Source organism: Synechococcus sp. Cu2B8-bc1011 (assembly GCF_047302735.1).
Classification (GTDB): domain Bacteria; phylum Cyanobacteriota; class Cyanobacteriia; order PCC-6307; family Cyanobiaceae; genus Synechococcus_C.
This window is the reverse complement of record NZ_CP138915.1, coordinates 1,308,565-1,321,151: the sequence shown is the minus strand read 5'-3', so window position 1 is coordinate 1,321,151 and position 12,587 is coordinate 1,308,565. Positions and strand designations below refer to the sequence as shown.

At 53.6% G+C, this 12,587-nt stretch carries 13 protein-coding genes and 1 tRNA gene; 3 read left to right on the top strand and 11 right to left on the bottom strand.

Annotation, left to right across the window (positions count from 1 at the left end; all coding sequences use genetic code 11):
* Nucleotides 1-105 precede the first annotated feature (105 nt).
* From SIC18_RS06900 to ftsH, 8 genes are all read right to left on the bottom strand, one after another.
* Nucleotides 106-178: transfer RNA gene (locus SIC18_RS06900), tRNA-Ala, on the bottom strand.
* A 64-nt stretch (nucleotides 179-242) separates the two neighbouring features.
* The gene (lexA, locus tag SIC18_RS06895; RefSeq protein WP_048346100.1) at nucleotides 243-860 is read right to left on the bottom strand and encodes a transcriptional repressor LexA; all 618 of its coding nucleotides are present in this window, start codon (nucleotides 858-860) and stop codon (nucleotides 243-245) included.
* Nucleotides 861-919: 59 nt separating this feature from the next.
* Nucleotides 920-1,390, bottom strand: coding sequence for a hypothetical protein (locus SIC18_RS06890; protein ID WP_048346099.1), 471 nt, complete (start codon nucleotides 1,388-1,390; stop codon nucleotides 920-922).
* Nucleotides 1,390-1,635 (bottom strand): hypothetical protein, encoded by a 246-nt coding sequence (locus SIC18_RS06885; RefSeq protein WP_048346098.1) that lies wholly within the window; start codon nucleotides 1,633-1,635, stop codon nucleotides 1,390-1,392. The genes SIC18_RS06890 and SIC18_RS06885 overlap by 1 nt, the downstream gene beginning before the upstream one ends.
* Entirely contained in the window at nucleotides 1,632-1,802 is a 171-nt protein-coding gene (locus tag SIC18_RS06880; RefSeq protein WP_413429115.1) for a hypothetical protein, read from the bottom strand. Before SIC18_RS06880 ends, SIC18_RS06885 begins: the two co-directional genes overlap by 4 nt.
* 15 nt (nucleotides 1,803-1,817) lie before the next feature.
* On the bottom strand, nucleotides 1,818-2,558 hold the full coding sequence (locus SIC18_RS06875) for an alpha/beta hydrolase (protein ID WP_048346097.1): 741 nt from the start codon (nucleotides 2,556-2,558) through the stop codon (nucleotides 1,818-1,820).
* A complete protein-coding gene (gene argF / locus SIC18_RS06870) occupies nucleotides 2,555-3,502 on the bottom strand; it encodes an ornithine carbamoyltransferase (RefSeq protein WP_413429114.1) in 948 nt (315 codons plus the stop codon). Before argF ends, SIC18_RS06875 begins: the two co-directional genes overlap by 4 nt.
* 228 nt (nucleotides 3,503-3,730) lie before the next feature.
* Nucleotides 3,731-5,614, bottom strand: a complete 1,884-nt coding sequence (ftsH, locus tag SIC18_RS06865; protein ID WP_048346095.1) for an ATP-dependent zinc metalloprotease FtsH — start codon at nucleotides 5,612-5,614, stop codon at nucleotides 3,731-3,733.
* Nucleotides 5,615-5,781: 167 nt separating this feature from the next.
* Between ftsH and SIC18_RS06860 the strand changes: the two genes are divergently transcribed.
* Genes SIC18_RS06860 through SIC18_RS06850 form a run of 3 tightly spaced genes read left to right on the top strand, consistent with a single transcriptional unit; the run spans nucleotide 5,782 to nucleotide 7,087 of the window.
* Nucleotides 5,782-6,021 carry a hypothetical protein gene (locus tag SIC18_RS06860; RefSeq protein WP_071840715.1) on the top strand — a complete coding sequence of 80 codons (240 nt, stop codon included), beginning with the start codon at nucleotides 5,782-5,784 and terminating at the stop codon, nucleotides 6,019-6,021.
* Nucleotides 5,975-6,715 (top strand): potassium channel family protein, encoded by a 741-nt coding sequence (locus SIC18_RS06855; RefSeq protein WP_048346093.1) that lies wholly within the window; start codon nucleotides 5,975-5,977, stop codon nucleotides 6,713-6,715. The genes SIC18_RS06860 and SIC18_RS06855 overlap by 47 nt, the downstream gene beginning before the upstream one ends.
* Before the next feature lie 9 nt (nucleotides 6,716-6,724).
* Entirely contained in the window at nucleotides 6,725-7,087 is a 363-nt protein-coding gene (locus SIC18_RS06850) for an aldo/keto reductase (RefSeq protein WP_371190335.1), read from the top strand.
* A gap of 139 nt (nucleotides 7,088-7,226) precedes the next feature.
* Here SIC18_RS06850 and ribD read toward each other — a convergent pair whose 3' ends face one another.
* From ribD to SIC18_RS06835, 3 genes are all read right to left on the bottom strand, one after another.
* The gene (gene ribD, locus SIC18_RS06845; protein WP_413429113.1) at nucleotides 7,227-8,357 is read right to left on the bottom strand and encodes a bifunctional diaminohydroxyphosphoribosylaminopyrimidine deaminase/5-amino-6-(5-phosphoribosylamino)uracil reductase RibD; all 1,131 of its coding nucleotides are present in this window, start codon (nucleotides 8,355-8,357) and stop codon (nucleotides 7,227-7,229) included.
* On the bottom strand, nucleotides 8,324-8,821 hold the full coding sequence (locus SIC18_RS06840) for a DUF3122 domain-containing protein (protein WP_245407359.1): 498 nt from the start codon (nucleotides 8,819-8,821) through the stop codon (nucleotides 8,324-8,326). Before SIC18_RS06840 ends, ribD begins: the two co-directional genes overlap by 34 nt.
* 216 nt (nucleotides 8,822-9,037) lie before the next feature.
* Nucleotides 9,038-12,217, bottom strand: a complete 3,180-nt coding sequence (locus tag SIC18_RS06835; RefSeq protein WP_413429112.1) for a glycosyl hydrolase family 18 protein — start codon at nucleotides 12,215-12,217, stop codon at nucleotides 9,038-9,040.
* Nucleotides 12,218-12,587 lie beyond the last annotated feature (370 nt).

Below are 12,587 nucleotides of genomic sequence, written 5' to 3'. Positions count from 1 at the left end.
CGCATCATTTTGCGCATCAAAAATGATATTTAGCTTTTTCGGCATTAAAAAAGCGACTCTTGTAAGCCGCCAGAAACCTGTCAGTAACTGGTTTTATTCTTGAAGTGGAGCCAAGCGGATTCGAACCGCTGACCCCCTGCATGCCATGCAGGTGCTCTACCAGCTGAGCTATGGCCCCATCAACAACGGCGAAGCCCGCAAGCCTGTTCGCTGTCGAGGCGAAGCATACACCGCCACAGAGCTCAAACCTGGCGCCACACCGCCATTAATTTGCCTTGAACCTGCACCTGCTCCGCTGGCAACTCAATCGGGTCGTAAGCAGGATTTGCTGCTTCCAAGCGCACCACACTTCCATCAAGGTGGAAATGCTTAAGAGTGGTGCCACTCCCTGCAACCAAAGCACTCACAATCGTGCCCTGACGCAAACGCCCCGGCTCGATGACGGGCTCCATGAGCACCACATCACCATCAGCGATGTGAGCATCCACCATCGAGTCACCATTCACCGTGAGCGCAAACAAGCCACGGGTTTCGAGCACTGGAGCCAAATCAAGATGCTCTTGCACATCATCGAAGGTTTCCACCAAGCCACCGGCCGCTACAGCACCAAGCACCGGTATTCCAGAGGCCACATCTCCCAACAATTGCAAGGTGCGCGCTTGCCCCTCCTGCCAAGTGAGCCATCCTTTCTGCTGCAAATGGCGCAATCGGCTTTGCACAGGAGCAGGTGAACGCAGCCCCATTGCCTGCATCATCTGACGAATGGAGGGGCTATGACGATGGCTACCGATGTAGTCCGACAGCCAGTCGTACAGCTCCTGCTGAGCAGTGGTCAGCGGCTCGGGGGATCCAGTGGTCACCAGGACGATCCAATTCAGTCAATACATATGTACCTATTCAATGGGGATTTGGCAAGGCCTCAGGGATTAGGAGCTTGAGCGCAGATCCACTTCACCTTGGAAGCCGTTCCCTTTCGCCCTGGATAGGGGTTCCAGCGCCCCTGCTGATCCTGCCGCTCCAACACCCCATCAACACACTGGGCACGCATCAATAACTGCCGCATTCCCCAAGGGTTCTCCTCGCCTTTGCGCATCAACAACAAGGCCTGAAACGTCACCGCCTGATCATCACGGCGAGGATCACGCAAATATTCAGCGGCATCAATCTTGGGGGATTGCATCGCCTCAATAAATGTCCAATCAGCCTGGGTTGCCTTCTCCTGATCACTCATTTGCCGGCGCACCTCACTCCAAAACTTGGGCTCAGGTTTTGGCTCCCAGCTGGCATAGCTCGGCAACGCGGAGGCAACCGATACAAAAGCCGCAGTGGATCCAGTGATCACGATGGTTCGCAATCCAACGGACGTCCGCAGAATGGAAAAAACGCTCATCACTTCTCCTGGTCGACGTTTTTTTGCTTGATCAATTCCGCCAATATTTCAAGCTTGGCATTTTCGGATTCGGAGGCGCGAGACGCCATCCAGGAACTTGAAGCCTTGAGCTGAGCCAGTTGCTGCACCAGAGACAGCGCCGTTTCTCTCAGGGTTTCGATGTCATCGCACTCTCGGATGAACCGGCCCCACTTTTCGAGCTCAAAGGATTGTTCCAGGCCTCGCTCAATCGGGTTCATGCTCATCCGTTCTGCTCCCTCTGCTCCTGATCCTTTCGCTCCTGCTCCAGCAAGGGGTCTGGCTCTCCATTGCAGATCGCTTGAGCCCTGCGATAAAAGCCGCTGTCGCGATCACCTGCCGCTTCTAAGGTTTCGAGAATCCGTTTCCAGTTGTCTCGTTCGACTAGATCCATGCTTCAAGGAAAGATTCAAAAAATCTTACGTAGAAATTCGAGACTGAGATCACGCACCGCTGTCCATTCAGCATCCACCGTGATCGCATGACCACTGCGCTCTAACCAGTGAAGTTCGCGGGGAGAAGACTGCACGTTGCGCATCAACAGCTCAATGCCACTGGCTGAAATCACCTTGTCGCGACGACTTGCAATCGCCAAAAGCGGTTGCTGAATCTTGGTGAGCTGCTTGCGCGTGCGAGAGATGAGATCAAGCACGCGAGCACTGGTTACCACTGGATAGCGGTCGTAAGACCAAAGCCGCTGTTCCGCGATCGGGTCAAAGAAATCAGAGGCAGGCTTCGGCAGCGATTGCGTAAAACGAACGAGAACAGGGGCTAAAAACCGGCGTGGATCTCCGCTGCGAATCGGCGGGGAATACAGCAAAAGGGCCTTGATTTGGGGATAACGCAACGCCAATTGCAAGCACAAAATCGAACCCAGCGACAAACCTGCAACCACTACCTTCTGACCTTCTGACAACAGGCGCATGATCAGGGCATCGAGAGGGTCGATCCACTGCTGTGGGTGCACCTCCATCAAATCGCTGAGGGTGGTGCCATGGCCTACGAGCAGGGGAACTTCTATGCCGTAGCCCTCGGCATTCAAGGACTCGGCGAGGAGCTGCATCTCAGAGGGCGATCCGGTGAATCCATGAATGAGAACCACCGTCACTGCCCCCCCAGACAGTGAAAACGCCTGGGGTGATGCGCTCACAAACCACCAAGCAAAACGGCAAGGAGCGCCTGCTGGGCATGCAGCCGATTCTCCGCTTGATCAAAGATCCGGCTCGACGGACTTTCCATCACCCCGGCACTGATCTCCTCATCGCGATGGGCAGGCAAACAGTGCAGGACGATCGCTTTGGGGTCAGCTTGCGCCAGCAGGGCCTCGTCCAAGCAAAACCCCTTGAAGGCCTGTTCGCGCTCCGCCTGTTCCTGTTCCTGGCCCATCGACGCCCAAACATCCGTGTACAGAGCCTGGGCACCGCGGACCGCCGCCACTGGATCGCTGGTGACCTCAATCTGAGCTCCAGCCACGGCAAGAGCACGGGCTTGATCCAGCACCCCAGGAAGGGGCTCAAACCCATCAGGACAGCCGATGCGCACATTCACGCCAAGAAGAGCACCGCAGAGCATCAAGGAGTGGGCCACATTGTTGCCATCACCCACATAAGCCAGGGTTTGGCCTTGCAAATCGCCAAAGGCCTCCTGCATCGTGAGGAAGTCAGCCAAGGCCTGACATGGATGTTCGAGATCCGTGAGGGCATTGATGACCGGAATCGACGCCCAGTAGGCGTAATCAACGAGCTCCTGTTGGGCGAAGGTGCGCACAGCGAGAGCGTCACAAAAACGACTCAAGACCCTGGCCGTATCTTCCAAGGGTTCACCACGACCGAGCTGGGTGACCTGGGGATTGAGATCCACGGTTTGGCCCCCCAGCCGAGCCATCGCCACTTGAAAGCTCACCCTGGTGCGTGTGGACGCTTTGGTGAAGATCAACCCCAACACCCGATTCCCGAGATCGATGCGACGGTCGCCAGACTTGAGTTGGCGCGCAAGTTCGAGCAGAGCTTGGGTTTCCTGCGCAGAAATGTCTGCTGACGACAGGTAGTCGCGTCCGCTTAAGGAGCTGAGAACAGCAGCAACGCCCTTATCCATGCCAGCGGCTTCAAAGGAATGTTATCGGGGATGAGAGGGCTGCTCGTCAAGCCTTCTTGCCCCTGAGTGCTGGAACCGTTGCTCTTCTTGACGCCAAACGGTTACAAGAATTGAAACGTTTGCTGCGGCTGCGGCTGATCAATGCAACAAAAAAACTGCCCCCATAGGAGACAGTTCATGCAGTTACTGAAAACTAAAACGTAATTTTTACGAACCAAGCGCAGCAGATTAAGCCGCTACGGATTGCTCATCAGGCATCACGCTGGCTGAAAGCATCTCCTTGAGGTCATCCCCTTCGATGACTTCCTTTTCAAGAATTTTTTGAGAGATCGTTTCGAGCAATGCCATATTTTGACGAAGGATCGAAAGGGCTTGGTCGTGGGCACGGTCCACCAAACCTCGCACCTCACGATCGATCGCTTGGGCTGTGGCATCGCTCACTGCACGGCGAGGATTGTTATTGCCGCCCAGGAAACGGCCACCACCCTGCTTGTCATAGGCAAGAGGTCCCAGGGTGTCGCTCATGCCATAGGTGCCAACCATCTGCTCGGCGATATCCGTGGCGCGCTGCAGATCATTGGCAGCTCCCGTGGTGATTTTGCCGAAAACAATTTCCTCTGCAGAACGACCTCCGAGAAGGGTGGCAATTTGACCTTCCAGATCTTCGCGAGAATTGAGGAAGCGTTCTTCCGTAGGAAGTTGCAGCGTGTAGCCGAGGGCACTCATGCCACGAGGCACGATCGAAATTTTGGCCACTTTGCTGCCACCTGGCATGAGGTGACCCACAATTGCGTGACCAACCTCGTGATAAGCAACAACCTTTTTCTCATCGTCTTGCATCACCCTGCTCTTTTTCTCAAGGCCAGCCACAACCCGCTCAATCGCTTCGTTGAGATCACCTTGTAACACGTCTTTCTGATAATTACGGGCCGCCAATAGTGCTGCCTCGTTCACAAGGTTGGCAAGATCAGCGCCTGCGAAACCACTAGTAGCCTGAGCGATCTTATCCAGATCAACGTCATCGGCCAATTTTACTTTTTTGGCATAGATGTCGAGAATTGTTTTACGACCGGAGAGATCTGGACGATCCACCAACACCTGACGGTCGAAACGACCAGGGCGAAGCAATGCTGCATCGAGAACTTCAGGTTGGTTGGTCGCAGCCAACACAATGACGGGCTTGTCTTTGGATGCAAATCCATCCATTTCGGTCAGCAATTGATTAAGCGTTTGTTCGCGCTCATCGTTACCACCAACCACACCCATTGAACCGGATCGGCTCTTACCAATCGCATCAAGTTCGTCAATAAAAATGATGCAAGGAGCGTTCTTTTTAGCCTGCTCGAACAAGTCACGAACGCGAGCAGCACCTGCTCCCACAAAAAGTTCTACAAATTCAGAACCACTAATAATGAAGAAGGGAACGCCTGCCTCACCTGCAACAGCTTTGGAAAGCAGGGTTTTACCCGTACCTGGAGGACCAACCAGCAACACCCCTTTGGGGATTCGTGCACCGATGTCGGTATAGCGCTCAGGTGTTTTTAGAAAGTCAACAATTTCGTTGAGCTCATCCTTGGCTTCATCAACACCTGCCACATCGGCAAACGTGACCCGTGATTGCTCATCAGGCACATAAACCTTGGCCTTGCTCTTCGTAAAACTGAGCGCACCTTGAGCTCCGCCACCACCCATTGAACGGCGCGCAAAGAACTGCAGCACCAGAATGAAGATCAGCGGAGGCACCACCCAACTCAGGATGGTGGTGAAAATATTGGGTTTCTTCGGCGGGGCTGCAGCAAACTCAACACCCTTGCTCTCAAGACGCTGAGGCAGATCCATGTCGAAGATCGGCGTGGTTGCAAGCACGGAAGGGGCACCTTCCTCAACCTCACTGAGCTCGTAGCGAATTTGATCTTGGGTGATGAAGGCGCGCTTAACCGCTCCATCATTCACTTGGTCGATAAAGAGTGAATAGGGCACACGAGGCACCTGCTGCATGCCTTGGTTAGGGATGAAGCTGCTGAGCAGCAACAACACTCCGAAACCAATCAAAACCAGATTGATGATTCCGAAGCGCCGATTAGGGCGATTGTCGTCCTCTCGAATCGCCATGAAGCTGATTCCGAATTCCGCACCAAACTAAATCGATTATTTCCTTGATGGGTGAGCGGGCTGGGAGGAGAACCGAACGCCTAGGTCACAAGCCAAAGGCTGAGTACCCTTGGCATTTGGACCAGTTGGCGCCCTGACGAGAACCATGAAGCTCATCAACAGAGGGCTTGGTCAGTCCTCTGTTAGACGGGAATGCTTCTCGCTTTGCTCCAGCCAAAGCACCTCAAGCGCCTCGAAACACGAACAGCCTTGGCACGGTGTTGTTCAACGTCGACAGCACAATGTCCATGCGGACCACCTTGCTGGGGTCGCTGGCATTCGCGATTGTTGGAATCCTGAGCCTGGCGGAATGCTCTGAAGATGAAATCAGACCGATCGAAGCGCCGGCATCAAGAAAAAATTTATGAGCTACTTCTAAGCCTGTGCTTGGTGGTGCTGGTGAGCTTTGCTTTTCCTCGCCTGAGCTGGATCGGCCCTCTCGGCTACGCCTTGATCGCCTTGCTGCTCACGCAGTTAGTGATGATCCGCAAAGAGACGCTCACGCTTGAAGATCGTTTGTACCAGCTCCTAGGTCTCGGAGCTCTGATTGCCCTGCTTCTTTGGCAAATCACGCCTGTGCGCTGGGTGGTGAGTGGCGTTCCACTTGTGCTCACCTGGAGTGTTTTGGTGGGTTGGAGTGTGATCCGCTTGGTGGAGCGGTTGTCCCAAGAACGCAAAGTCACGTCTGGATTACTGATGGGTGCAGCTGCTGGCTATTTGTTGTTGGGGCTCACAGCTGGTCTTGTCATGAGCGCCGTAGAAACCATTCAGCCAGGCAGTTTCGAGCCGCTGAACATCCTCCACGATGCAGCCAGTGGCCCCGACGCCAGTGTGCTGATGTCGATGAGGGCCTTCTCTCAAATCAACTATTTCGCTTTTATCTGCTTAACCACAGTGGGCTTTGGTGACATCGAACCGGTGCTGCCGGTCTCGCGGATGCTCGCGGTCGTCACAGGAATCATTGGACCGCTCTATTTAGCCGTGGTGATGGGAGTCCTCATCGGTCGCTACACCAACCAAGTGGAAGAAAAAGACATTTTTAATCACGAAGACCGACGGTGACCGGATGCCATTCAAAATCATGAGGTCAAAAGATCGGAGCTCTGGATTACATCAAAGCTTTGGTCTAACTGCCATAGAAAGACTCATGTAGAGGCGGCACCTAAACAATCACTTGAGAATCTCGGAGTGGACTGTCTGAATCTTTACCTGATTCATTGGCCGGTGGGAATCAGGCCAGAGAAGACTTTTGCAGAGACGGTTGATGATCTACTCACACCGGAACAAAGTCCGATCAGCGAAACAGGGAAGGCGATGGAATCAACGCGCGGCTGTTCTCCCGCCCAGGTGGTGCTGGTGCTGGCATGGGATGAGCAAAGGGGCATTTCAGCGATTCCTAAATCCGTGAAAACGTCCCGCTTGCTTGAAAATTGACAAGCTGCGGATCTCCAACTCAGCCACACCGATTTGCAAAAGATTGAAGCGCTCGATCAAAACTTCCACCTTGGAAGCGGAGCATTTTGGGTGATGGAGGGTGGTCCTTGTGGACATTGCAAACGCTCTGGGACACCCCTTAAACAGTTGGGTCAAGGACAGGCGTTAACGCTCCCAGCAACAGGTCACCCCCCAACCACTCTGCAGACAGCGCGGACAGAGGAATCACCTGATCCATCGCCGAGAAACCCAGCTCACCAAGAGGCGTTCGGGCCGATTGACCTCCAAGAAGCTTGGGGGCAATCACCACCGCCAACTCCTGAACACAGCCCTGCTTGACTGCCTCCGCTGCTAGGGACGGGCCGCATTCCCAGAGAACGCGGTTGCAGCCTCTTGCAGCCAAAGCATGCAGGAGATCCAACGGCTCGCTTGCCAGAAGCTCAAGGTGTTCCGGGCCCTCAGGCAGGGGGCGATCAGCGCAACCTGGCCCATGGGCAAGAAGGGTTGACGCCAGGCTGGTATCCCAAAGCTGAGCTTGAGGAGGTAAGTCAAGACTGCGACTCAGCACCACGCGCATGGGTTCTGGCGAACGCGCTCCACGGCTCGTGAGCAGAGGGTTATCAGCGCGCACGGTGCCACCTCCCACAATCACCGCATCACAACCAGCCCGCAACTGATGCACCCAGCCCCGCGCTGGAGGAGCACTAATCCACTGGCTTTCGCCGTTGGGCAGGGCGGTGCGGCCATCCAAACTCATCGCCCATTTGAGAAGGCCCCAGGGACGACCCGTTTGAACACGATGAACGAAGGCACGATTTTGATGCGCTGCCTCGGTCTCCAACACGCCGGTGATCACCTCCAAACCCGCATCCCGCAAACGCTGAATGCCACCACCAGCCACGCGCGGATCAGGATCTTTGAGTGCCACAACCACGCGCTGAATGCCGGCCTGAATCACAGCCTCTGAGCAGGGGGGGGTGCGACCCTGATGACAGCAGGGCTCGAGCGTGACGATGATCGTGCCCCCCTTGGCGCGCCCACCTGCTTGGGCAAGTGCACCCACCTCGGCATGGGCTTGACCTGCTTTGGCGTGAAAGCCTTCGCCCACCAAGGCTCCTTGAGCATCGAGCACCACTGCACCCACCAAGGGGTTGGGGCTGGTTTGGCCTTCAGCCAAAGCTGCAAGCTGAAGCGCCCGGCGCATCCAAAGGGTCCAGCGGTGGGAACCGGCCTGCATCAGCTCAGCGGCTGGGTTTGCACGTCGCGCCATTCGCCCACCACGTAAGGGGGTATAGGCAACTCATTGAACACTCCCGGAAGGAACAAGCGCAAAGGCCGGTTGTTGCTCAGATCGGCGAGAAGCGGATCGAGAGCAAATTCGGCAGCAGCTTCACGGCCATCGCTGGCGAGAGCGGGGTTATCGAGAGTGATGTCGTCTAATTCCCATGTCTTCACTCCTGCCTGAACAGCCATCGAAACCGGGTGGTCGAGTCGAACCTTGCCGGGATAGCCCACAAGTCTCAGAACCACGGGATTGCCTGGCTTGCCAGTGCGATACACCACGGCTTGCCAGCTGTCGTAATCGAGGTCTCGCAGGCTTTCGAGGCTGCGCAACATTGGCGCACCAGTCTCATCGCTGTGCTGGTGGACTTGCGCTAAGGCTGCATTGGGAGTGAGCAGAAGCAGGAGCATCGCAGCCAAGAAAGAGACCAAAAGTCGACGCAGCACACCCATCAGAACAAGCCAATCCGTCCGGCCATCATCGGCGCTCCATGACTGGACTGTGGGAGTCGTTAGCCAGAGATGAAGACAGATTCTTGCCTCCACCAAAACCCAAGACAAAAACACAAGGAATTCAACAACACATTCCTCCCCATTCACAGGAGGAGTTTGTCACTCAGCTATGGGCTTTAGCACTCAAATCGGTAACAGCAATCAGCTGAGATCAGCTCAAGCCAAGGCCGTAAAATCACTGATACTAAATTCACCATTACCTCCAAGGATGTAATCAAATTCCGGAGCATTTTCAACCGCTCCCACAGAGGAGGCACCCTGACGAAGAATGTCGTCTGCCGCCTCAACCAAACTAAGCTCACCTTTAGCGTCATTACTCAGGGCCCAGAACATCATTCCGCCCAGATTTTTTTCTTGAATATAAGCCGCTTTCCCGGCAATTGTGGCCGTAGTCTCAATGGAACTCCATTCATCACCGTCATAGGAAAAAGCAGCTTTACTATTGTCATCCCAGTAGAGATCAGTCTGCCCCGTGATCACATCATTCACGATGTCTTTGTAGTCATACACGCCGGCTTCAAAAGAACCTTCAGCTTCAACACCAGACCCTAACTGTTGATAACCAAACGTTCCACCATCGTCGACACCACCCCAAGCACGCGTGTAGGCCGGCACGCCCAACACCACTTTGCTCAGATCGACCCCAGCCTCTTCAAAGAAAGATACCGCAGTGGTGACATCATACTTATTGAAATCACCGGTCATCGCTGCCTGATGCCCCGTTTGATTCTCCCAACCTCCGTGGAAGTCGTAGGCCATCACATTATAAAAATCGACATAAGGATCGATCGCAGAAAGGTTGAGATTGGAGAGTTTTTCTGATCCACCGGCCGTAGCAACGGAAACCTCATAGCTTCCACCTGTTTGTAATTCAAGAGCATCAAGCTCAGCACGCAACTGCTCCAGCACTAAGGCAAAGTTTGCCCCATCATTAGAACTCGATGCATTACCTGAAGCACCACCGCCACCTGGATATTCCCAATCAAAATCAATAACACTAAAGAACTTGTTATTTTGAAAAATGTCCACCACATCCCTGGTGAAGCGATCGCGCCCGCTCTGCGTTGCAAAAGCAGTACTGAACTCATCGGAAAGCGTCCATCCACCCAAGGCAAAACCAAGCTCAACATGAGGGTTAAGCTCCTTGAAACGGCGAAGCTGCTCGAAATTCCCTGCATCCTTGGGACCAGCATCATTCCACCCAACGGGAACACTGGTAACGGTGACCGAATCAGCAGTTTCAGTGATGGTGTACTGATCTGAGTTGTAAACAGCGATCAGAGCAGGATCAACCGCCTGATACTCGACTTTTGTAAACGTACGACTCACTTGATCAACTGCATCAAAGCGCTTCTCCTGCGCCGCATAAGAATCAAAGAGCTCAACAGAACCATCGGCTTTGACATCAAAAAAGCTGTAATTGAGGTGGGTCATCGCTTGCCCATTCACATCGGAAAGATTGATGTCGCGTTCATAAACACCCCATTCCTCGAAATAGGTAACGATGCGCTTGTCAGCATTGCCATTCGAAGCCTCTAGCGAAGGACCACTTGAAGCGTTGCTCTCGATGGAGGCATTAGGTTCCACAATGCCGCTGAGTTCAGTTTCCGCTGCGTCAGAGATCGCTGATTCCGAAATGTCAGCTGGAGAATTTATCTGCTCGGAAGTTGTCACTGAACGATCTCCAGCCTCAACATCGGCGAAATCAAACACCTGAGCAGGGTCCGTGGCCTCACCTGCCGCTTGGTAGTAAGACGTCTGTGATTCGCCTGGATCTAAGGGAGCAGACCACACTTTTGGAGAAAGGGAGACGTCGTAGCGGCCATCACTCCGAAGCGCAGACTGCACCTCAAAGTTGCTCACCAATGTGAGCGGTGCATCCATCACAAGAGCAACACTCCAGTCGGCGCCAGCAGAAACATCACCAAGATTGGCAACGGTAATTTCGCCCGCGAAGACACCAGACCAGCCACCGTTGATCGTTGCCGATACAGAAAGCCCCTGCAGATCTGCCATCACGGAGGGCCCATCCATTTCAGGGAATCGCTCCACAGAAGATGCTGGATCAACCGGAGATGGAGCCTCAAGAGAAGGCGATGCCTCAACAACGGGCGGTATTGCATCCACAGTCAGCGAAGATTTGTCGCCGTTTGCTGGTGGAGCAGAGCTAACAACGCCGGTATCAGGCTCGGCAACAAACAACAGCGCATTGGTCAGGACGCCCGAATCTGGCAAGCCCACGCTGCTGGCATTGAAGGAGAGATCAACAGACTCACCAGCAGGAATTTCAAGACCCCATGCTGGAGGGGTCAACAACACCTGATAACGACCGCCACCAAGATTCGTCACCGAAGATTCAGACGACCAACTCTCAAAGCCGGGTTGATTGGTCAAAAAACTGAACGACCATTCGGTCAATGCAACATCGGAGAGATTCGAGAGCGTGAGGGTTCCACTCATTCCACCCGAATAAAGAGTGCCCGCAACCGAGGCCTGCAATTCTCCCGAACTTGATGATGCAGGAACCATCACTGCCATCATCGAGTCGCTGCTCATGGCAGCCATACCCCCTGAAGACATCGAGTGATGATGCCTGCTGTGGTCATGCATGGAGTGGGACGACTCCATCTCCATCACCGTGGAATCAGGATTCACCATCAGGCCAACACGCACCTGATCCCCGTCAGTGGAAGCTCCGCTAGGAGCCAGGGGTGTGAGGAGACCAGCTCGACTGACCAAGGACACCTGTTCAGCACTGAAACCAAAAGGAACCTCGAGGTTGTCCTCCATCACCTGATCGTGATGAAACTCGAGATTGGCACCGATCAAATCACTGCGCTGAACACCTGTTAACAGCACACTTTGATTTGTAGGTTGAAACTGAATCAACAACCCCTGATCCGTGTCAACAACAGACAGTCGTTCGCGTGTACCTGTGTAGAGAAAATTAATTTTATCAGTTTGAGGATCAAAGCCATTGATCACCTCTTGAACACCAAATTGATGGGAGCGCACATACACAGTTCCTGAGTGACGCGCGCCAATATTTTGCTCCCAAGAAAGCACCGCCCCAATATCCTGTCGGAGATGTTCATTGCCAACAACGCCAAGATTATCCAGGCTGAGATCGTTCCACCTCAAACCCTGAAGTGTTTGCACTTGATCAGCCCAGGGATTAACAATTGCTGCCGTGCCATCAGGCAACGAGCCAAGAATTAAGCCATGAACAGAAATCTGTCCGAAATCAAGACGATCTACTGTGGGATTAAAATCGGTGATATCAGATCCTGCAGGGTTGACCTGATAGGTCAAACCACTGGTAAAGAAATCAGTCATCATTCAGGCTTGAAGAACAAAAACAAGCGCAGAGACAAGCAGTTGCTGAATCAGACATCAACGATCAATTGAGGTCGCAGAAAAGCACCAGCTCCAAACAAAAGCTGGCATCAATGCACCATCCAATGAAAGTTGACAACAGATCATCAGACTCCCTCCAGGAGCCTGACCATCCATAAATTTTCCTTCAACCAAAGAAGGAAAATCAATCAGCAACACAAATTCCGAACGCTGAAACTATGCTTGCAAATTCAAATCCCACAACCATGACTCAACTGCTTAGCTTCTATGACTAACTGCATCTAAGCAGAAAACAAAACAAAATTACGCTGTCAAGCGACACAGCATTTGCCTTCCGACCGCATCACGT